This window comes from Apilactobacillus pseudapinorum (assembly GCF_040369555.1).
Classification (GTDB): domain Bacteria; phylum Bacillota; class Bacilli; order Lactobacillales; family Lactobacillaceae; genus Apilactobacillus.
Window position 1 is genome coordinate 1 of record NZ_BAABVU010000014.1, and the last position, 22645, is coordinate 22645.

Annotated in this window: 21 protein-coding genes; 13 read left to right on the forward strand and 8 right to left on the reverse strand. The window is 36.5% G+C overall.

Annotation, left to right across the window (positions count from 1 at the left end; all coding sequences use genetic code 11):
- Positions 1-71: 71 nt before the first annotated feature.
- The gene (locus tag ABWU86_RS02920; protein WP_353321319.1) at positions 72-1109 is read left to right on the forward strand and encodes a DUF5776 domain-containing protein; all 1038 of its coding nucleotides are present in this window, start codon (positions 72-74) and stop codon (positions 1107-1109) included.
- Between the two features lie 148 nt (positions 1110-1257).
- Positions 1258-3345, forward strand: coding sequence for a glycoside hydrolase family 68 protein (locus ABWU86_RS02925; RefSeq protein ID WP_353321321.1), 2088 nt, complete (start codon positions 1258-1260; stop codon positions 3343-3345).
- 230 nt (positions 3346-3575) lie between these two features.
- On the opposite strand, the gene ABWU86_RS02930 is transcribed toward ABWU86_RS02925, so the two are convergent.
- Both ABWU86_RS02930 and rlmD read right to left on the reverse strand, forming a co-directional pair.
- Positions 3576-4007 carry a hypothetical protein gene (locus ABWU86_RS02930; RefSeq protein WP_353321323.1) on the reverse strand — a complete coding sequence of 144 codons (432 nt, stop codon included), beginning with the start codon at positions 4005-4007 and terminating at the stop codon, positions 3576-3578.
- A 21-nt stretch (positions 4008-4028) separates the two neighbouring features.
- Entirely contained in the window at positions 4029-5432 is a 1404-nt protein-coding gene (rlmD, locus tag ABWU86_RS02935; RefSeq protein ID WP_353321325.1) for a 23S rRNA (uracil(1939)-C(5))-methyltransferase RlmD, read from the reverse strand.
- Positions 5433-5585: 153 nt separating this feature from the next.
- Between rlmD and ABWU86_RS02940 the strand changes: the two genes are divergently transcribed.
- Positions 5586-7190, forward strand: a complete 1605-nt coding sequence (locus tag ABWU86_RS02940) for a hypothetical protein (protein WP_353321327.1) — start codon at positions 5586-5588, stop codon at positions 7188-7190.
- Positions 7191-7246: 56 nt separating this feature from the next.
- Here ABWU86_RS02940 and ABWU86_RS02945 read toward each other — a convergent pair whose 3' ends face one another.
- Positions 7247-7681, reverse strand: a complete 435-nt coding sequence (locus ABWU86_RS02945; protein ID WP_293794087.1) for a GNAT family N-acetyltransferase — start codon at positions 7679-7681, stop codon at positions 7247-7249.
- 166 nt (positions 7682-7847) lie between these two features.
- Between ABWU86_RS02945 and ABWU86_RS02950 the strand changes: the two genes are divergently transcribed.
- The 3 genes from ABWU86_RS02950 to ABWU86_RS02960 all read left to right on the forward strand — a co-directional run bounded on the left by ABWU86_RS02950 (position 7848) and on the right by ABWU86_RS02960 (position 8922).
- Complete coding sequence (locus ABWU86_RS02950) at positions 7848-8375, forward strand: sigma-70 family RNA polymerase sigma factor (RefSeq protein WP_293794085.1); 528 nt, start codon at positions 7848-7850, stop codon at positions 8373-8375.
- Between the two features lie 81 nt (positions 8376-8456).
- Positions 8457-8657 (forward strand): hypothetical protein, encoded by a 201-nt coding sequence (locus ABWU86_RS02955; RefSeq protein WP_293794083.1) that lies wholly within the window; start codon positions 8457-8459, stop codon positions 8655-8657.
- Positions 8658-8676: 19 nt separating this feature from the next.
- Positions 8677-8922 (forward strand): DUF2922 domain-containing protein, encoded by a 246-nt coding sequence (locus ABWU86_RS02960; RefSeq protein WP_293794081.1) that lies wholly within the window; start codon positions 8677-8679, stop codon positions 8920-8922.
- Between the two features lie 84 nt (positions 8923-9006).
- On the opposite strand, the gene ABWU86_RS02965 is transcribed toward ABWU86_RS02960, so the two are convergent.
- The gene (locus ABWU86_RS02965) at positions 9007-9900 is read right to left on the reverse strand and encodes a LysR family transcriptional regulator (protein WP_293794080.1); all 894 of its coding nucleotides are present in this window, start codon (positions 9898-9900) and stop codon (positions 9007-9009) included.
- Positions 9901-10170: 270 nt separating this feature from the next.
- Here ABWU86_RS02965 and ABWU86_RS02970 point away from each other — a divergent pair, with 270 nt between their 5' ends.
- The gene (locus ABWU86_RS02970; RefSeq protein ID WP_353321331.1) at positions 10171-11688 is read left to right on the forward strand and encodes a hypothetical protein; all 1518 of its coding nucleotides are present in this window, start codon (positions 10171-10173) and stop codon (positions 11686-11688) included.
- 107 nt (positions 11689-11795) lie between these two features.
- Here ABWU86_RS02970 and ABWU86_RS02975 read toward each other — a convergent pair whose 3' ends face one another.
- Both ABWU86_RS02975 and ABWU86_RS02980 read right to left on the reverse strand, forming a co-directional pair.
- Positions 11796-12005 (reverse strand): hypothetical protein, encoded by a 210-nt coding sequence (locus tag ABWU86_RS02975; protein WP_353321333.1) that lies wholly within the window; start codon positions 12003-12005, stop codon positions 11796-11798.
- Between the two features lie 174 nt (positions 12006-12179).
- Positions 12180-12446, reverse strand: a complete 267-nt coding sequence (locus tag ABWU86_RS02980) for a hypothetical protein (protein ID WP_293794077.1) — start codon at positions 12444-12446, stop codon at positions 12180-12182.
- Between the two features lie 223 nt (positions 12447-12669).
- Between ABWU86_RS02980 and ABWU86_RS02985 the strand changes: the two genes are divergently transcribed.
- The 4 genes from ABWU86_RS02985 (at position 12670) to ABWU86_RS03000 (ending at position 18600) form a co-directional block, all read left to right on the forward strand.
- Positions 12670-13953: a hypothetical protein gene (locus tag ABWU86_RS02985; RefSeq protein WP_353321335.1), complete on the forward strand. Its 1284-nt coding sequence runs from the start codon at positions 12670-12672 to the stop codon at positions 13951-13953.
- Positions 13954-14069: 116 nt separating this feature from the next.
- Positions 14070-14939, forward strand: a complete 870-nt coding sequence (locus tag ABWU86_RS02990) for a DNA/RNA non-specific endonuclease (RefSeq protein WP_435370531.1) — start codon at positions 14070-14072, stop codon at positions 14937-14939.
- 14 nt (positions 14940-14953) lie between these two features.
- Positions 14954-16717, forward strand: a complete 1764-nt coding sequence (locus ABWU86_RS02995) for a hypothetical protein (protein ID WP_353321337.1) — start codon at positions 14954-14956, stop codon at positions 16715-16717.
- Positions 16718-16812: 95 nt separating this feature from the next.
- Complete coding sequence (locus ABWU86_RS03000; RefSeq protein WP_353321339.1) at positions 16813-18600, forward strand: hypothetical protein; 1788 nt, start codon at positions 16813-16815, stop codon at positions 18598-18600.
- A gap of 18 nt (positions 18601-18618) precedes the next feature.
- Here ABWU86_RS03000 and ABWU86_RS03005 read toward each other — a convergent pair whose 3' ends face one another.
- Positions 18619-19341, reverse strand: coding sequence for a hypothetical protein (locus ABWU86_RS03005; protein ID WP_353321341.1), 723 nt, complete (start codon positions 19339-19341; stop codon positions 18619-18621).
- 76 nt (positions 19342-19417) lie between these two features.
- On the reverse strand, positions 19418-20017 hold the full coding sequence (locus ABWU86_RS03010; protein ID WP_293794070.1) for an SGNH/GDSL hydrolase family protein: 600 nt from the start codon (positions 20015-20017) through the stop codon (positions 19418-19420).
- Between the two features lie 454 nt (positions 20018-20471).
- On the opposite strand from ABWU86_RS03010, the gene ABWU86_RS03015 reads away from it, so the two are divergent.
- Together ABWU86_RS03015 and ABWU86_RS03020 are read left to right on the forward strand one after the other, a co-directional pair.
- Positions 20472-21287 (forward strand): phosphopentomutase, encoded by an 816-nt coding sequence (locus ABWU86_RS03015; protein ID WP_353321343.1) that lies wholly within the window; start codon positions 20472-20474, stop codon positions 21285-21287.
- An 88-nt stretch (positions 21288-21375) separates the two neighbouring features.
- Positions 21376-22623, forward strand: a complete 1248-nt coding sequence (locus tag ABWU86_RS03020) for a NupC/NupG family nucleoside CNT transporter (RefSeq protein WP_293794065.1) — start codon at positions 21376-21378, stop codon at positions 22621-22623.
- Positions 22624-22645: the final 22 nt, after the last annotated feature.

Here is a 22645-nt window from a genome sequence, read left to right on the forward strand (position 1 = left end):
TGATAGATATTTGCGCACTAACAAAGAAAAATGATAGAATCAAAACATTACATATTTTGGAGATGAATAACATGAAAAAAATAACACAATTTTCATTTTTTGCCGCAAGTTCATTACTATTTGTTTCAGCAGGAACAAACGTGGTAGTACACGCTGATGGGGTTCCAGATATTATTGGAAACGCTCTAGCTAAGGTGCAGTCAGGAAATAATGCGAATAATACTACTACCACTGCCACCAGCGCTAATAATGCGAATAATACTACTACCACTGCCACCAGCGCTAATAATGCGGATAGCACTGTAAGTACAGAAAATAGTCAATCTACATATGATGGAATTAGTTTCGATGTAATTGCCACTCATTCTGGATTCCAATATCAAGATGCTACATTAAAAGGTGATCAAGTTGGTGCATATGATAATGGTGACAAATTAACTGTTGTTGGGGTGCAAAAGAATGGTAACAAGTTAAGATATGAAGTTCTGACTCCAAATGGTAAGTATTTTATTTCTGCTTACTACACTAAATTAGCTGATGATAAAGACGCTTCTGTTAAAGATGGAATGGTAGCCATCGCGAACCATAATTTCTTTACAGTCGTTGCTACTCATGATGGTATTGTCTACACTGACAAATCATTATCATCTGATAAACAAATTTCTGCTTACAACAATGGCGACACTTTCAACGTTGTTAAAGTGGTCAAAGACGGCAATAAGTTAAGATACGTTGTCCAAACTGAAACGGGTTTTTACTACATTTCTGCATACCACACTAAGTTAGCAGCTAACGGCAACGCCGCTCAATACAAAGCAATGCGTGCAGCTGTAGCAACAGTTAAGGCCACCGCTAAGAAGACTGATAACAGTGCTTATTACACTACAGTCAAAAAGGGCAACCACGTTGCGGTTGTTAAGAAAACACTAGTTCAACATCCAACTAAGACTTTCAAAGATAATGCAGCTAAAACCAAGAAGAATACAATTAAAAAAGGTAAGAAATTATCATTCAATAGCATCGTTAAAGTTGGTAACACTTATCGTTTACATTTAACTAATGGTAAATATGTCACAGCAAGTAAGCAATTTGTGAACATCATTAAATAATAATTATTATTTAAAAGCCATCTCTTAGCTGAGGTGGTTTTTTTGTTGAAAATATAATTTTTTTATAAGAAACTTGAAAACTATTTTTAAGTTTCTTTAATAATGGTATGTTTAATTTAAGTACAAAAGAGAATAGGAATGTGGTTTGATGAATAAAAAATATAAATATCTAGTTGGAATCATTGTGGTTCTGGTAGTGTTGGTGGGAGGATATAAGGTCTACCATCATTTTCATTACCAAGCGATTCGCAATGCAAAAATTATCGCTAAAAAAGAGGCAGAATATCGTAAATATCATCCGGTCAATTACGATGGATACGTCAAGAATTATACGAAGCTATATGCGAAAGCTGATCCAAAGAGTAAAGTGCTTACCCGTATTAGTGCGTATGTATTAAGTGGAACTGGTAAGAACTACGCTAAACATAGTAATGCCGGAATTCCCGTTCGTATTATCAGTAAGAAAAATAAAATGTTTAAGGTTAAATTCAGTCAATACACTGGTTATATTAAAGCTGGTCGTTTCCACACCATGAAGAATTACAGTGATGATTCAGAAATTTCTCATTACACGCGCTATGATTTATCATTATTGGAAAAGAACCAAACAGATTCAGCGTATGCGGTGCCTTTATTTGTGGGGATGAATATTAAAGACATTCCATCAGCACGAAGCACTAGTTTAGTTCAAACTGCTCGTGACAGCGATGGCAAACTAATTGAAAACCCAACTACCCACCAAACTGGTTTGTATAGTGGTTCTCAAATGGACGTGTGGGACAGTTGGCCAATTCAAAATTCTGATGGAACTGTTGCCACTTATCATGGTTACCACATCGTGTTAGCATTAGCTGCTAACATGAACCCATGGCAATCAGGCCACGTGGGAGTCGGTTTAGGCCAAGCTAAGATTTACGTTTTCTACCAAAAGGTTAGCGACTCTAATAAGGGTGTTGAATCTTGGAAGAACGCTGGTTTACTAACTAAGACTAAGTTAGAAGGGGCTAAGAGTACTGATAAATACTTAAAGATGTTGACTCAACAATGGTCCGGTTCAGCCGTTAAACTAGATAACAGCAATAATTTCCGCTTATTCTATACTAATTACACTGGTGGTAAGTTATACGGTGGAACTTCTAACAATGCCCAATACTTAAGTACTGCTCAATTCACTTTGAAGTTTGATAAGAATGGTGTCAGCGTTGATCATTCTAAGACCACCGATAATAAGTCTGTCTTTGCTAGTGAAGGTAAGAGTTACCAAAGTTTTGACCAATTCACTAACGAATGGCCAGATAGCAAGGGATTCGATGATACTTCACTTCGTGATCCTCACTACATTGAAGACCACGGTAAGAAATATCTAGTCTTTGAAGCCAATACTGGGACTAAGACTGGTTACCAAGGAATCGATAACCTCTTTAACATGGCTTACTTCGGTGGTAGCAAGAGTTTCCAAAAGGACGAACAAAAGAAACTATTTAATAATGATGTCCAAACCGCCGTGATTGATAGTACTAATAACTTGAAGAGCCAAGTTAGTGCTTACCAAAAGGCACTTAAAGCGGTTAATGATCAAATCAAGGAAACTAGTTCCGAAGATACAATTCAACTAGCCCAATTGAATCAACAAGTGACCAATTTATCACAAGCCATCACTAACATTACTACTTCCCAAAGTTATATGAAGAAGACTGGAGAAGGGATTAAAGCCCAATACATGAATGCAGCGATTGGAATTGTAGAATTAAATAACGATTACACCGTGAAGAAAATTCTAAAACCACTAGTTGCTTTCAACACAACTGATGATGAAACTGAACGTCCAGATATCGTAAAACACGATGGTAAGTACTACATGTTTACAATTACCCGTGCTAGTCGAATGGCATCAAATACATTGGATGCTCGTGGAGTCTACCTATTAGGTTTTGTATCTGACAGTCTTACTGGTAAGTACAAGCCTTTAAACGGTAGTGGAGTTGTATTATATTCACATGAACTAAACATCAACAGTCGTACTTGGACATATTCATACTACATCATGCCAACCAAGACTTCTGCTAAGGATAACCAATTCTTAGTAACTAGTTACATGACCGTGCCAGGGATTGCTTCACAAACCGGTGGGCATGCAACTTTCGCACCAACATTTATGATTAAAATCAAGGGTGACAAGACTGAAGTAGTTCCAAACTCAACATTGAGCCAAGGCCAAGTTGCTGTTACCAAATAAAAAATTCAAAAAAATTGTAATTTTTTTAAAAATATTCAAAAGTATACGTATTTATATTATGTTGGCTTGTAATGATAATCGAAACTATCCAAACCAACCTTGGGTGCTCAATACCTATAGTTATTATAAGTGCAGGGAGCAGAGAGGATTATCTTCTCTGCTCCTTTTTTGTTCTCTCATATTCATATCAAAAAAGCGCCAGAAGTCTAAACTTCTAGCGCTTTTTGAATTTATTTATGAAAACCATTTAATTCATCTTCAGTCATATCAGTTAGTTCAACATCAATGTGATGATTTTTTAAGACTAATTGTGAGTTTTGATCAACCGGACGAAAATTACGATTAATCATGCGACGTATGAACATATAATTATAAATGGAGCCCCATAAAACAGCTCCTACCATATAAGTAATGTTCATAGCACTACTTGGATCAACCTTAAATACTAACTGTAAAACCATATGTGCAACCATGTAGATGCATGCATCTACACCGACGATACACACAGCGTTGTAATAATCAGAACGTAAAATCGCTGGAATCCAGTGGAACAAGAATGCGAGTAGTGAGAAACCAAAACGACCAAAACGGAGTCCGTTCTTACGATTGATTAGAAAAACGAAATTTTGCTTAAAGTCTGGTAAGTGTGGCATGTTATTCATAACGATTCCTACTTTCTATGATTATTTTTTGGTGAATTTAACAACTGCTTCACAACGTGGAGTTTGTGGCATCATGTCGATGGGTTGAATCCATTCGACTTTGTACTTACGAGTTAGTGGAACTAAATCGGCCGCTAAAGTGGAAGGGTTGCATGAAACGTAAACAAATTTTTCTGGCGCACTCTTCAAGATTGCGTCGATTAATTTATCGTCTAAACCAGTACGGGGAGGATCAACGATAATTGCATCGGGTTTAAAACCTTCTTCTAACCATTCAGGTAATAAGTCTTCAGCTTTACCGACTTCGTAGTAAGCGTTTCTAATTTTGTTAATGATAGCGTTATGGTTAGCATCTTCTACAGCTTCTGGAATAATGTCCATTCCACGGATTTCGTCAGCATGCTTAGCTAAAGGTAATCCAATGGTTCCCACCCCTGAATATGCATCGACAATCTTTTCGTTTCCGGTTAATTCTAATGCGGAAATTGCGACTTCGTATAAACGAGGAAGCATGATTGAATTCAATTGTAGGAAAGCACGCGCAGAAAGTTCAAAACTTAAGCCCTTAATCTTTTCGACAATCGTATCTTTACCAGCTAGATGAACAGTTTTATCTCCCCAAATTAATGGTGAGTCACCAGGATTAATGTTTTGCATCACAGAAGTCACTTCTGGTAGTTCTAACATAATCTTCTTTAGCATGAAACCTTTTTTGACGAACTTAGGGGTGTTAGTAACAAACACAACTTGTACGTCTTCAGTGTTCAATGCGGCACGAACAATTACCGTCTTAATGATTCCAGAATTGTTTTCTTCATTAAAAACAGGAATTTCTAGTTCGTCAATGAATTCGACTATCTTGCGCATCACTTTCATGGTAGCGGGGTATTGAACTGAACAAGTTGGTAAGTCGACTAAGTCGTGTGAACCTTCTTTAAATAAGCCAGCAATTACTTTGCCGTCTTGCATGCGGACAGGAAATTGTGCTTTATTACGGTATTCATAAGGTTCTTCCATGCCCATGGTGGAACGGATTTTCATTTTTTGATAACCCTGTGGTTGGAACTTTTCTAATGCTTGTTTGATTAGATCTCGCTTGAAACGAAGTTGGGCTGGGTATGATAGGGATTCTAATTCGAAACCACCAACGTTACCAGCGTAACTATCACGAGGTTCGACGCGGTCTTCTGATACACGGTTGATTTTGACAGCCTTAGCTTTGATATAGTTAGGATAGACCTTAGTAACCTCAGCGACGACTTTTTCATCGGTAAAAGCACCGGTAACAAACACTAACTTATGTTCGTAAAAACCGATTCCCTCACCATTAATGCCCATTCTCTTGATGGTCATTTTAAATTGTTGGCCGACTTCAACATCTACATCGTCAAAGTCATTGCGATAATTATTTCTTGGGTATGCCATTGCTACCGTCCTTTTCTAAAAATCCATAGTTATCCAATATTATATCATGGAGTTATTAAATTTCAGTTAAGAGTGGCGTAATTAATCGAAAAAAGATTGCAAATGCTTCTATAAAAGGTTATAAATGAATTATGTGACAAAGGGGGATAAATCATGCGTAAATTAACTAAATCACTAATGCTCACTACGGTAACTGCATTAATGATTTCTATACCAGCAGTTTCATTTAGTACAAATGCTTCTGCTGACCAGGTAATGTCAACAGTACCTGCTGCTGATAATCAAGATCAACAAAATTTTTGGGTTCATTCATGGGATGAAGGCAAGAACCCAATTCCAGTTACTACCACTAGTAATGCATTAAGTGATCGCAATGATCAACTATTCCGTGCTATTGATAGTAGCACTCCTAACATGACTGCGGTTTGGGGAAACTACCGTCGTGTTAAGAAAATAACTAAACCTAATTACATAAAAGCTATTGATTCTGTCAATACTGATAAGGTCAACTTTAAGACTAAGTGGTTCTTGCCAACTGGTTTTAATGTTTCACCGCAAGAACATGGTAACTATCAAGGTGCCATTATGGCTAATAATTCTGTCTACATTGTTGAATCAATGGGGACTGGTGCTAATCAAGGAGCAATTATTCGTCTTAAGATGGATGCATTGCAAGCGATGGGATTAGATGATACTAATCACCAAAGCTTATTGATTCAAGTCTTCAATTATTTCAATCCATTCACAGATCGTGGTCGTGATAACAGTTTGAAATTTGCGAAGTTCATCAATGATTCGAAGAAGCCACGTGAAGCAAGCAATCAAACTCAAAAACAATTACAAAAAGTTCAAAAAGCGGTTAACAAAGCTCAAAGTGCCATTAACAAGAGTTTGGTGAAGTATCAAAAGGCTGACCAAAAAGTTAAAGCAGCAAAGAAGAAGTCAGCTAAGAAAGTACTAAAAGCTAAACGTAACGTGTTATTCAAGAATTATAAAGCTGTTAAGCGCATGCAAAACGGTCGCATTAAAGTATTGAATAGACAACTAAATCATTTGAACCAACAATTCAACAAACACCAAGACAAGATTAATAAGATTGGTCAAAACAATCCAATTTTCAACCAATACTACCAAATTTCTAAATCAGTGAGCGTCAGCCCACTAATGAATATTGGTCATGGCCAAACTCTTACTTATAACCCAAGTAATGACCATATTTACTTGGCACAAGATGACCAATTAGGTGAAGTTAACAATGACTTCTACAACCAAGTAACTGAATTGGATGCCCAATCATTAAAACCAGTTCACCAATACCGCTTTAGATTGATTAATAACCAAGGTGTTAACTTAGCACTTCACACATTAACTTTCGATAAAGCAGGGAATGCATACTTCGGTGTTCGTTCCGGTCGTAACGGGATTAAAGACGTTTACACCTTATACACTGGAAACTTTACTAATAAGAAGATTTCATTTAGACCAGTTACAGGAATGATTAAATGGCCAGCTAGTTACAACCAATATGTAACTTACAACGCCATTAATGATCGTATCTACTTAGTATCTAATGATATGATCGTTTCCATTCCGGCTAAAGAAGTGCGTAACGACACCATTAAGCCACAAGATGTTCACTATGTATCATTCAAATCCGGCCGTGAATTTGAAAGTATCGCATTTGATAACAAGGGTTATGGTTATCTATTAGCACTATGGCGTTCAGAACTATTACGTTCAGACCGTCCAATGAACTAAATTTATACAAAACAACAAAAAAATGCATGTAGAAGGAAAATTTCTACATGCATTTTTTATTTTTCTAAAATCATTTTGATATGTGGGGTTTGATGGAAGGTGTAGACATCACCGACCGCTTTAAATCCAAACTTCGCGTAGAAGTTTTCTTTGTCGTCTTGCGAGTCGATTTCAACGCGGGGATGGTCAAAGTGTTCGTCGATTTCTTCTAACACTTTTTCAATCAACTTTTTACCCAGTCCTTTGCCACGTGCTGCCGGGGTGGTTAAGACGCGCCCAAAAGTAGTGTGGTCTTGTCCATGAAAAACTCGAGCATATGCTAATAACTGGCCGTCTTCTTCGGCCCAAATATGTAAGGCGTTAAAGTCGACATCATCGACTTCTTGATATGGTCGTTTTTGTTCGACCACAAAGGTTTGCACTCGGGCGTAGTAGATGGCCCAAAGTTCATCTCTGGTGATTTGATCAAAGGTTTTTACTTTCCATTCCATAATCTAACCTCCTGGATTAATTATTTTCATTCTACTATTTTTTCTTCTAGATGAACTAAATTTTGCATTATTTTTCAAAATAATTCGTGGTGTTTTTTTCGACATCAGTTGATACATTAATATTCGTTCAAGGGCCCTTGATCAATTCAATAAAGGAATGATTAAGATGAACGAACCAGACTTAACCCCTGGATTTGAATATTTAATGAAGGAAAATCATCAGGGATTAGTCCATGGGGTTTTAAAACGCCTCAATATATTACCGAATAATCCGCAATATGACGATTTAGCCCAAGAGGGATGTATCCGCTTTGCACAAAAATACGTTGAATATGACCCAGAAAAAACGAATAGCTCACTGATTAGTTATTTGTATCAAGGTGTTTATTGGCACCTGTTAGATTTACTCCGCAAACAACAACGCCAAAATAACCACACTGAAATGATGAGTGCCGACCAAGATGGTTGGGAAGATACATTATTAGATGATAGTGAAGGCGTCGGTGAGGTAAACGACAGAGAGTTACTAAATCTTCTGTGGTTAAATTGCACCCACGATCAGCGCAAGTTTTTGTGTAGTAGTTTTAATGAGGGGATGACAGTAACTGAAATCGCTCGGAAGTACCGGGTCAGTCGAAAGACCGTCTATAAGTGGAAAGACGGCGTCAAAAAAGAATATTTAAAAATTAGGTAACACTTTTCCATCGAAGCACGTTATTAAGAGTGTAAGGGTTAGCGCTAACGACTTACAAAGTTAAGAAAAGAGGTTAATACAATGAATAAGAAATGGAATAAGTCAAAAATCACTGTTACTACTATGGGTAAGGACGGAATTCGTCGTAACCGTAATTTCGCTAATGCCGTAGAAAACATCTCTGCTGATCAAATGGCTGAATTAAGTGACATTGTTTCTCAATTAACTGGAAGCGAATTTGCATCAGGTAAGTTAATTCATGAAGATGGATTCACTAAATAATTAACTGGAGGAACGATAAATGAGAAAATTAGAACTAACATTCAAAAGTGAAAATGGTAAGAACAAGACTTTAAGTCTTAATTATGTAGATGGCAAACTAGACACTTCTGTGGTGATGCCTGCCATGCAACGTTTATCAGCAATGAATATTTTTCAAGACGAATCTGGTAACTTGTATAAGACACCGGTGGCTGCCAAAATCGTGGATACACAAAATAGCTCACTATTTGATACCCGCGTTGTGGTAGCGCCAACTGCTAAGTAATTTATTAAGATCGACTACAAACATTCCCTATAAAACTCCCCGACAATCAAAAAAGCGTTCAGTCAATGACTGGACGCTTTTTGTTTATTCTAAATAGCCATCTGGATAATTGCTTTCGATAAATTCACGAATGCAGGAAACCATCTTTTGGGCAGCTGGTGTTTTCATTTGAACGGAGTTCATGACCATAAAGATAGAACGATAGAAATCGTCATCGAATGGATAGAACTTGACGTCACCGCCGATGCGTTGGAAGGCCAGCTTAGGTAAAATTCCCATTCCAAGCCCAGCTTCCACCATCGCAATGATGGAGTGGTCATCGATACTGAATTGAATTGAGTTTGGTGCCACATTATATTGATCCAAGACTTTTTTAGTATCACCATCGTAATCAGACTTTTGTAAGATGAAGTGTTGGTCGACTAAATCATCTTGGGTGATGGTCTTACCATTCTTCGGTACGAAGTCCTTGGGCGTAATACAATAAATCTTGTCTTTAATTAGTAAAGCTTTGACCAATCTTTCATTGATTGGTTGGCAGGTAAATCCTAAATCAATTTTCCCTTGTCGTGCTTGTAACGTAATGTCGTTAAAATCACTTTGCGTTACTTCAACCTTAACGTTAGGGAAGAGATTATGGAAATTATGTATGATTGTAGGCATCCAATTAATGCAGACACTACTGAAAGCACCTAAACGAACAGTTCCAGAAGTTAGTCCTTTAATTTTATTGGCCTCTTGTTGTAATCGTTCTTCATTGTTTAAGATATCTTGAATGATTGGTAAGACGTCCTTGCCATCTTCGGTTAACTTAACACCAGAACGATCACGAATTAATAGTGAAAAACCCAGTTGCTTTTCTAATTTATCGATAGAGTGAGAAATCGCAGAAGGGGTTACTTCTAATTTTTGCGCTGCATGGTGGAAACTAGATTCGCTTACCACGGTAACAAACGCTTGATATGAGAAAGAAATCATGAATGTTTGCTCCTTTCACTCGATATAATATCTGATTATTTAAGATTATAGCTGTTTTATTAGAAAAATGTAACAAAAAGTTGATAAATTTCCTGTCAATTTCTTGCCAAACATATTGTTGATAGTTATAATGCTTTTATAAGCATAGTAGATTATGTGAGTTTTAGACTCAGTTCGAGCAAAAATGCGAATTTATTTTGACATTTAGACTCGAAGTGATATACTATACTTGCTTGATAAATTACATAAAATGTATTGGAGGAATTTATAATGCAATCAAGTCTAAAGAAATCACTTTACTTGGGACTAGCTGCTTTAACTTTTGCTTCAGTTGCAGGTGCTTCTGTATCAGCTACTTCAACTAACGCAAATGCTGCAAAGCACACAACCAAGAAGGTTGCTAAAAAGGTCACTTACAAAACTACTGACAGCAAGTTAGACCAATCAGTTGTATATGTTTCAACTGGTAAAAACGCTGTTTACTCAAAGCCAGGTACTGTTAAAGGTGCTAAGGTAGTTGCTTCAAAATCAACTATGGCTTCACTAGCTAACACTAAGTCAGTTAGTGCACAATTCATGGCTTACCAAGAAGCTACAACTTCAAAGGGTGTTAAATACCTAAAGGTTGTTTCATTCGATAAGAAGATCCGTGGATACGTATACGTTGGTGGTGTACAACAAGCTCAAGGTACTGCAAGTGCTAAGGCTTCATACAACTTCAACTCTACTGAAGCAAAGAACCTATTCCTAAAGACTCCTCGTGTGTTCGATAAGGCTTATGGTTCATCATTTGGTGCTAAGCTAATCAAGCTTGACTCAAACTTCAACGTTAAGACAACTTCATTTACTGCTGATGATGCTGTTACTAACGCAAACGGTGACACTTACTTCCACGTTACTGCTAACGGAGTAGCTGGTGGTTTAACTGGTACTGCTAACCAAGGTTGGGTTAACGCTAAGAACCTAACTACTGATCCATCTCAAGCATTCAGTGACATGAACATTACTGTTAACTTTGTTGACACTGCTTCAAACACTGTAATTGACTCAAAAACTGCAACTCCTAATGCTGGTGTATACAACACTACTATTAACGGTTCAACTACTGTAAACGCATGGACATCAGACAAGGTTTCAGACGCTGTTGCTGCTGCTAAGAGTGCAGATGCTAAGTTAAACTCATACAACTTAGCTTCTAACTACAACAACACTTACAATGTAGTATCAAAGGGTGCTGCAATCAACGTTTACGTTACTAAGAGCACTGACTACATTGCAAGTCCTGTTAAAGTAAACTTCATCACTGAAGGTGACAAGAATGCTGATAACTCAGTTTCTGCTACTGCACAACAAGACCTAGCAAACGTATTAATGTCAGATGGTAAGACTGCTGCAAGTTCATACACATTTGATAATGTTGCTGCTGGCCTAAAGGGTATCAAGACTGATAACTTCAGCTTCAACAACGTTGTTAAGGCACTATTTGCTGATGGTAAAGCCTTCAACACTATCGTAGTTAAGAGCACTGCTAAGGATTCAAGCAACAACGACGTTACTGTATACACTACTTACAAGTTCGACGCTGCTGCTACTCAACAACACAACAACTCAGTTGTAAACCAATACACTGGTGTTGATGTTGTAGTTCCATTCCAAAACGTTTCAGCTGTTAACGTATACTACACTAAGGTAGCTTCAAACACTACTACTCCTGTAGTTCCTTCTGCAACTGCTACAACTAACTCAAATGTAACTAACATTACTTCAGACCCTGTTTCAGGTAAATAATATTAGTTATTGAGTGAAAAAAGAGATATGACTTCGGTCATATCTTTTTTTATACATAAAATTTGCATAAGAAAAGAGCTAACGATAATTCGTTAGCTCTTTTTTGGTTATGGATGCCAAAAACCATATGATCGTTCCATTTGACGGTGGATACGTCGTTGATCACGGTTTTCAATACATTCAATCATATATTCTAATTTGTTGAGACGAGAACTTTGCATAATTAATAACATATAATTCATGTCGTTACAGCAATAGATTTTATCTAATGCGACGTTACAAGGATCAAAGTGTTTATCTTCTTGAAACGGTTCCATTAATAGTTGGACTTTATTCCGGATAATCCGACGAATTTTCCGATTATGATACTCAAAAGCTGACCCTGGGCGAATCGCCCGAATAATATTTTCCACATGCATCGACCTTTCATAATTTGCTATTAAAAATAAAATAGTCCACCAAATGAAAATAAAAAGGGTGTCGGGGGAAACTTAACCCACTTTCTTAGTCATAATATTAATTAGCTCATCTAATAGAGTAGGGTAGTTTCTATATCTGTAGGCGATGATGTATAGACAATTGACCACTTCAAAATTATTCTGCTTTCTTAATAAATTCTCGAATTCATCATAACGTGAGTGATTCGGGAACCGACTTTTGATTATATCAATGATGTATTTAGCGAAATAATTTCTCAAGCGTAATTGTGCTAGTAAGTGAGAACCAGAAGGAAATCTTTCGTTGTCTTCACTGATCATTTAAAGCCCTCTTTCTATAAATTCTAATCCTACTTTAATGTTTATCCTTACTGTATACTTTTTTGTTCTGTTTGTCTAAGTAATTGAATGAAGTTATAACTTTCTTAAGAAAGCACAACATCCTTTGCGAAATTATTAAATAACAATGACAAACTTTCAAATCATGAAAGGAGTTGCTAAAATATGTTATAATTTGAAGTAGAAATTTATGGGAGGCAATACAATGCATTCATTAATCAAAAAAATTACATTAACTAGTATCGCTGCATTAACTCTTGCTTCAGTTGTAACCGTTAATGCTGATGCTGCTAAACATCATACAAAAGCTGCGACTAAGACAGTTAAACATGTTAACAAAACAACGGCTTCATACTACAAGGTAAGTTATGCTGAAAATGCTGCTTATGCTAAATCAACCGGAATCGTCACTGTTTTTAACAAGCCCGGTCGTTTAGCTGGTGCAAAGGTAGTTGCTTCTAAGAAAACCATGAAGGAACTGGCAAAATCAAAAGCACCTAAAGATATTTTTTACGTATACGGTATGGCTAAGACTAATACCGGATTATACTATGCTCACATCGTGACATTAGGTGGTAAGTACAGAGGATGGGTTTACGTTGGTAAGCACGACATCTCAACTGACTTAAATAACATTGATAAGAACACTGGAATTGTCGCAACTAAGACGCTAACTTACACTTCATTACCAAAGAAGACTACTAACGTTAAGATTTCTGCGCCACTTTGGACATTCCCTAACTACAGTCGTATTAACTCACGTGTCATTCCACACAAGAAGACTACTTACATTAACGATACTTTCACAATTGATGGTGCTGTTAAGAATACTTTAGGTTGGACTTACTACCACGTGACTGATAACAAAAAGAAAAACATCGATGGTTGGATCTTCGTTAAGAACGTATCAACTACTAAGAAGAGCACTACCACCACTACTGACACAGATAAGAACACCACACCAACTGATCCATACACATTAACTTTCAACTACAATGGTAGTCCAGTTAATACTGTGATCGTTAGTGTAAAGAGCGACTTAACTGTGAACGGAACTGCTAAAGTTTCTGCTGATACTTTAGCTAAGTACATTCCAAGTGGTTACCAAATCACTACTGATGCTAATGCCATTAACGTTGATGGACCAATCGTAAGCGGTGGTAAGGCAATCATTAACTTAGCACCAAAGAACGTTACTCGTATTGCAATTCAATTAAAACAAACTGGTACTAACAATGTCTTAACACCAAGTACTGGTCTTAACAACACTTTAAACGCTATCGCAAATGACTTATTAGCTAACAAGAGTATCTTAGTTAACCAATCAGTTAACGCTGATACAATTAAAGCTGAACTAACAAGCAAGAACATTACTACCATTACTCAAGCTGACCTAGGTTTAACTGGTGCCGGTTCATTAACTTACACTGGTGTCGATACTGCCAAGATTGATGGCGACAACCCAGTAATTACGATTTACTTCCAATAAGAAGTTAGAAGATCACCGCAAAGCGGTGATCTTTTTTAGTTTATTTTAAAATTGATTGGATATTATGAGAATATGTACTATGATAGTGTTAAAAGATTAGAAAGAAGTGAGCTCTATTGCGTAAATGTTTATTTTTTATCACTATCCTGCTGACCCTAACTACTGGTGTCATCACCACCAATAGTCAATCAGCTCAAGCTGAAACCTATGTTTATACCACCTCCACTGGTAGTCATTATTTTTATAATCGTAATGATAGGGGCTTAAGTCACGCTAAGAAGATTTATAAAGAAACCCTAAGCCAAGCGCAAAGTCGTGGTTTAACCTTGAGTGGAACCGAAAGTGGCGGTCGGCGTGTCGTTGCCAAGACCACTGGGAAAAAGATTAAACAAATTAAACAAAGAGCCAATGCTAAATCGAACCAATCAATTATTGCGGCGGGTCAAGTGGTGGTCTTAAACCACAATCGTCCTAATTTTACTAAAGCCGAATTATCACTAAAGCATGGTGCGTGGGCTAAATACGGTCAATTGGATTCACTAAACCGTGCCACAACCGCCAATGCGATGTTAAATCAATCATTAATGCCAAAAGCCAAACGCTTACCTTTGTATGTTGACCCCACTGGTTGGCACAATAAAAAAGATCATGGCACTTGGTTATATAACCGTAGTCATTTAATTGGTTATCAATTTACCGGTCAAAACAACAACTTGAAGAATTTAATTACCGGGACGCGCTCATTAAATGATCCAGCGATGAGTACATATGAGAATCAAGTGGCTGCCTACCTTAGAAGTAGTCGAAGTCATTATGTTCGCTACCAAGTTCAACCAGTCTTTCATGGTAAAAATCTATTAGCTTCCGGTGTAATTATGCAGGCGCAATCAATTGGCAGTTCTTCAGTCTCATTTCACATTTATATTAAAAATATTGAAAGTGGCTTCAAACTCAACTACTTAACTGGAACCAGTGTAGTTGAATAAAGAGGAGAGTAGCAATGCAAAAAGCAAAACGAATTTTAAATTGGCTGTTGCCATTTATCATCTTTTTAGGACTAGCGTTATTGCTAGTCGCAATTCCATTAATTAAAAAGCAAACCTTTTTAGGTTCAGATTCACTATTCCACTATAATCGTTTTTACGATGCAGCTATGCAATTAAAGAACCACAAGATTAGTTATTTCCAATCTAATTACGGTTTCTTACAAACTGGTCGAATCATGAGTGCCTTATATGGACCAGTCGTTGCATACTTAGGTGGGTTCTTATTACTAGTTGCCGGCTCTTGGTTTAAGTTCCAAATTCTGACCGACTTAATTGTCTTAGTTGGGGCATCATTAGGAATGTACAAACTTTGCCGAGTGAATGAAGTATCTAGAAAAGCGGCCATTTTTATGGGCTTTATCTACATGTATTCATCGACGATTGTTCAATGGACAACGGCGCAACAATTTACCGCATTAGGAGCTGCAATTATTCCATTCGTGATGGTTTACGCCACCCAAATGGTACGGAAGTTTGATGTTTCCTATATCGGCTTTGCGTTTACCATGAGTATCTTGATTCAAACCCACTTAATGAGTAGTGTGATTGCGATGGTCGGAATTTTACCATTTTTCATCGTCGGTTTAATTAAGGCTGATGATAGTCAAAGACTTCAATTAATTTGGCATACTGTCGTGGCTGCATTAATTACCTTAGCGCTAACGATTAATGTTTGGTATAACTTATTAACCTTGAACCTTTGGAATAAGTTATTGCCAGTTTATCCCGTTCCAGAAGTCCGCACATATGGCTATAACTTCAATAGTTATTCATTAATTAACATTTTAAAACCAACTGAATTTATTTTATTCCTAGTAGTGTTATACTTTGTGATCAGACGTTTCAAACAAATTGATTTATTAACCAAGACGACAGCGATTACTGGGTTTACGTTTTTAGTGATTGCTTGGAGTCATTTTCCATGGGGGATTTTACAAAAAGCAATTCCACAATTGGCATTTACACTCCAATTCCCTAAGCGTTTTCTAGTTTTAGCATTCGTTTTCTTACTACTAACATTTGGTCGATTTGTGACCTATGAATTAAAGCATGTCGAAAAGACAGGGAAGTACGTGCTGTTAGCTTCAATGGTAGTGCTAATTATTGGAAGCATTGGTCTAGATTTCTATGCAATTCACCAACGCAGTCAAAACTATGTCGCATTGAACACTAAACATCACCGTAATAATTACAATGATAATTCATTGTATTACTACACTAAGAAGCACCATCGCACCATTCAAAAGGATACACAAAGTCATGATTTAGGTTACTTAATGCATGATTATTTAAAGGCAACGCCGGATTACTTACCAGCGAAGAAAAATATTATTAATTTTACGCAATACAATGCTTTTAATCCTTACTTGAAGTACTATCATCAATACATTAAGACTAATCATTTGAAGACGATTCGCTTCAAGCATTACGTTAAGAATGATGGATCATTAACATTGAAGTTCAAGACTAACAAATCCCAAACAGTCCAAGTGCCATTAGCGAAATACGCTAACACGCAAGTGACAATCAATGGGAATGTGGTTAAGAATGTTAAAACCACTAACTTAGGTGCAATTATTATGCATGCTAATAAGGGTGAAAATAAGATTAACATTAAATACATGACATCGTTTACCACTAGATTATTAATGGTATTAACTTGGGTATCATGGATGATTTTCATTCCTGTTAGTGTTTACAAAATGAGAAAAAGATAAACAAAAAACCCGCTAACAGCGGGTTTTTATTATTAAGTCATAATTTTTGTATGTTATACTAAATGCAACGATAGCTTAGGACGGAGGAGATTGGTTTGCAACGACATCACACTAATATTATCAGTAAGGTATATCATAGTCGTTTCTTTCCTTTACTGGTGTTTGTATTAGTTGGCTTATTGGTTTTAAGTAAAGTGATTTGGAATCATTCGTTGATTTTAGGACATGACTCACTATTTCACTTCAACCGCTTTGTAGATGCGGAAGAACAATTAAGAACCGGTAAGTTCAGCTATTTTCAAATGAATTTTGGTTTTAACCAAACCGGCCGGATTGTGAATGCCTTATACGGTCCGTTTGTTGCCTATATTAGTGGGGCGTTGTTGTTAATTAGTCCGAACTGGTACATTTTTGAATTAATCGATGTCATGGTAGTGATGTTAGTTGCTGCCTTTGGGATGTATTGGCTTTGTAAAGTTAATCAAGTCAGTCGTGGCTATGCTTTAATTGTTGCCAGCATGTACATGATTGGTTCTTCAGTGATCTCATGGGTCAATACCCAACAATTCACCGGGGTTGGGGCAGCTGTAATCCCATATTTATTTGTGGCGATTGCATTAACCTTACGAAGACTAAAAGTGCCAGTGATTGGATTATCAATTGCGATGGCAATCTTAGTCCAAACTCATATGATTACCAGTATGATGGGGTTCTTAGCGTTAGTACCAATTTTCACTGTAGCCTTAGTCAAGACCGAAGATAAATTAAAAATGGTGGTTAGTTCATTTGGAGCAGCTTTAATTACCTTAGCTTTAACCGCCAATGTGTGGGGAGCATTGCTTTCCATCTTTACTAATAACCATTTGATTCCAGCATTTTCAACCGTTGATATGAGTAATTATGGATTCGTTTTTAACTTGTACTCATTTGAAATGATCATCAAGCCCATGGAATTAATTGTCTTCATCTACGTGATTGCCTACGTCTTAATTAAGTGGCGTTCATTGGACTATATTATTAAGACCTATGCGTTAGTCGGTGGCTTCTTCTTATGGGTCTCAACTAATCTATTTCCATGGAAAATATTGCAAAGCTTAATTCCGGAATTGAGTACCTACTTACAATTTCCGAAGCGTTTTGCGGTCTTAGCATTTGTTTTATTATTTGTATCATTTGGAATGATTTTGACTAACGATCACGATGCGTTAACTTTGAAGTGGTTGCACTTTGAAGGTCCTGACTATCGTTATGCCTTTATCTTCTTATTAATGGCGACGATGATTGGAACTAATATTTGGGTTTTGAATTTCAAGATTGCGACTGTCGATAGTATGCGTCAAAGTAATGATTTTCAAATTCCAATTGAACATACGGTTAGTCATGTTAATCGTAATAAGCGTACTTACTATGAAGATTTTTACGGATCTAACAAGAAGGCGTTAGTTGATGATTTAAGCAAGGTCGTGCCAGACTACTTACCAGCAACCCAAAAGGTTAACTACAAAAATTATAATGATTACCACCCATACTCAAATGCATATCAACAATTAGATAAGCAAAATTATCGAATTAAGGGTGGTTTTAAGAAAACTGTTAATAAAGATGGTTCATTGACGATTACTTGGAATAATCGTCACAAAAAGGCACGTAATTACCAAATCCCCGTGGTTGCATATGCTTCAACTGAATTGACGTTAAATGGTAAGACAGTCATTCCAGTCAGTCAAACACCAGTCGGAGCAGTCGTGATTAAAGCCAATCCCGGCAAGAACAGTTTAAATGTTAGTTATCATATTGGATGGGCAATGAAAGTATTATTCATCCTAACGATTGTGAGTTGGATTGTGATCATAGGCATTGCCATCATCAGAATATGGATTTAGCAAGATTAACCATTTGGGTTAATCTTTTTTATTTTCTTGATTAGTTAAATAGAATTTTTTCGCGAAGGTAAGTATAAATTGCTGTAATTTTTCTTTGGGGATACCGTATCGACAGGCGGGATTGTCATTGGGGTTATTAGAAACGGATTGACTGATTTCACGACAGCATATGTTTAGGCTACTGAGCATACCTAGTAAGGCGAGTTGCATTTGTTGAACTTCGGCAAATTTCTTTTTCAGATATGATGGTCGTTCACTGACCTTGATGTAGATCGTATCATCGGGGGTATAAATGAAGACGCTGTTCGATTGGCGCCCACTGATAGAATAATCAACTAGATTAGCGTTAATCCATGAATGATGTCTTGAATGATTTCGGGTTTGTAGTGGTAAGAGCGAAGCCTTGGAATGAATAATGGGGCGCTTATTACTAATGTTGAAGACATCAGCAATACTGTCTGAAAAGACTTTGGTGAGGAGACATTCTTTTGCGGTTCGTTGATTAATAATTGCATCGGTTGAATCGCGCAATAAATAGCAGGTAAAATGTTTTTCAATAACCAGTGTTGCGTACTTCTTTGAAGCGTGAGAAATATCGACCAACATTAATAATTTGGACCAATTAACATTCCGACTTTTAAATTTATGATTAACATATTTAATTGGCAGGTTATCAATGTCGATACAATCAATTCCATCAATCTGCTTGATGGCTGCATGATTTAAATTAGTGTTATACATAAAAAAACTCCTTTCCCGTAATTAATAACATGCGTTTGGCAAGTTACCAAAGTGAGAAGGAGTTCTTAAGAAATTCTTAATGATTTTGAATAAAGTCACCAATGTAAAAGGCAAGACGACGATAAGTATATGCATTGGGGTGGACGTGTTGATCTTGATACATGTCCTTAAAATTAAAGTCCGTAATGAACTCTGAATGATAATGGCGCCAATCTATGTATGGAATTTGAAAGGCAGAGTAAATGGTACTTAATTTATCTAGTAGTTCATTAAATGTATAATCGGCATATCTTATTACATCGCTGGCATTCTTATCATTATCATATCGAGGTAGTGGTAATGAAGCGAATATCTTACTATGAGGGTGAGTACTAATTAAACGACGTACCAATGATGTCATTTTTGATACGATATCTACTAATGGGACGTCTAAGTGCCCGTAATCATTAGTTCCAATCATAAGAATAATGACATCATATCGACTACTTTTTATATTTTCGATTTGTTTTTCTAAATCGTTATATATAGTAGCACCATTTAATCCTAAGTTTACAACAGAAGTGTTGTAGTATTTTGCTAAGTATTGAGGATAGTTGTAACGCAGATTTACGGTTCCATCGAATCCCCTTGTTATGGAATCACCTAATGCGGCGATTCGGGTATTTTTCAATTCCATCGAATCATCTCCGTGATTAGTATGTTAGAAAATCTATACATATTATATAATATGTGACTAAATTTACAAAATGAATCATTTAAATTGAAAAAATGTAATTTAATTGTTACTATAGTAATATAAATATCAATGGAAGAGGTAATTTACCAAGCGATAGAATACTCTGATTATCCAATACGCCGAGATACATACGTATCAAAGATATTACGAGGCGGATAAAAACAAATTACTGGATATTTAACATTTTTTCTTCCTTTGGGGCGTAGGGACTTACTAGTGATAGTTTAGTCTCTATTTTTTTACAATTATTTGCTATATAATGAAGTTCCTTGGCAGGGGCAACACTGATTAGACGAATCTATCGCTTTTGATTAGATGCGTCTTTTTTTATATTGACAGTATTAGTGGTTATGATATACTTTCTCATTAATGAAGAAATTTAGGAGGCACAATAATGACACACAAGAGAATGATTATTTTGGATATTGCTTCATTAGGAATTGGTGAAGCTCCTGATGCTAATCGTTTTAATTCTGTTGGTGCCGACACATTAGGCCATATTGCTGACAAGGGGCTTAATGTTCCTAATTTAATCGAGTCAGGATTAGGTAATATTCGTTGGGATAACGAATTAGTTGCCGTTCCACAAAACGACGCTCCCCGTGCTTTCTTTGGGAAAATGGTACCCAACGTAGCTTCTTATAGGGGTAGTGCCAGTTATCGAGAAATGTTCGACTATACTAGTGATGTCCGTACAGTTTCAGTGATGGACTTAATGGCTGAACGACATATGGATGTATCAATTATTTCAAGCTTTACTAATTATCTAGAAAAACAGGACGAAATTTCAACGCTCCAGGTACCTAGTGATAGTAAAGCTTTTGTTGAATTATCATCTAAAATGCGTACTCAAAAAGATGGATTAATCTACTGCCAAGTACCAGATATTCATATTTTAGCTAAAGACAGAAACTGTTTTGGTTATGCTGAACAATTGAATAAAGTAGATGAAACCATTGGTAAGATTGTCGAAAGATTACGCGACACAGATTTATTATTAATCTTATCGTCTGAAGCAATCGATCCATCAATGGAAACTAAAACTACTCGTGAATATCTACCACTATTGGTATTTAATCCGAACCAATCAGTCGGAAAATCATTGGGAATTAAGCGCTCATTAGGGGCTGTCGGGAATGCAATTGCAGCATACTTTGATTTAGATGATGGTCGAAAACAGAAGCCTAATTTTATTAGTGAAGTTCTATAATTAACTATATTTGAGAGGGGTGTTGCGCAACTAAAATAAGCTATTTGTCACTATATTTTTTGTCGCAGAGAAAGGATTAGAATTATATATGTATTTATTAGTTAATATCTTAGGAATTATTGTATTTCTAGGAATCGCTGTTTTATTTTCAAAAAATAAAAAGGAAATTAAATGGCGTTCAGTTATCACCGTTTTAATAGTAAACTTATTGATTGCGTACTGTTTAACAGAATTTTCATGGGGACGTGCAGCTGTTGAAGCCGCTGCCAACGGATTCACAGCATTAGTTGAAGTAGCCTATCAAGGAATTGCTTTTGCATTACCAAGTTGGGTTCACGTTAAGTCAATGGACTTTGTAACATCTGCACTTCTTCCTATTTTATTAATTGTTCCAGTGTTTGATATTTTAACTTACATTGGAGTCCTACCATGGATCATCAAATGGGTAGGTAAAGGATTGGCTTACATAACTGGCCAACCTAAATTTGAATCATTCTTTGCTGTTGAAATGATGTTCTTAGGTAACACTGAAGCACTTGCCGTTTCAACTCTACAACTAAAACAAATTTCAGCAGTTAGAAACGTTGTTATCGCTATGATGTCAATGTCATGTGTTACTGCATCAATCCTTGGTGCATATACACAAATGGTTCCAGGTCAATACGTATTGACTGCCGTTCCATTGAACATCTTAAATGCCGTTATTATTACCAGCATTTTGATGCCAACTACTGTTACCCCAGAAGAAGATACTATCGCTAAATTAGGTAGTTCTGCTGAAACTGCAGAAGTTGCTGTCGGTGAAACCCCAGCAAATGATGAAGAAGCTAAGAAAGAACCTTTCTTCTCATTCTTGGGCGATTCAATTCTAGGTGCCGGTAAATTAATCTTAATCATCACTGCTAACGTTATCGCATTCGTTGCTTTAGCCGCATTGATTGACAAGATCTTAGGCGCAATCAATCCTAGTTTATCTCTAGAACATATTCTAGGAATCATTATGTTCCCATTCGCATGGTTAATGGGTTCAGATGTACACACTGCTTTTGACTTCGCTCAAAACATGGGTACTAAGTTAGTAACTAATGAATTTGTGGTTATGGGGAAAGTATCACCACATATCTCATCATACGCCCCTCACTATCGTGCTCAATTAACAGTCTTCCTTACTTCATTTGCTAACCTTTCTACAGTAGGGATGATTATCGGTGCTTTCAAGGGTATCGTTAATAGAGAAGTAAACAACGCTATTTCTAAGAGTGTTGGTTACATGATTCTATCAGGTATTTTAGTATCACTAATGTCTGCTGGAATTGTGGGTCTATTTGTTTGGTAAAATAGATTTAATAATAACTATA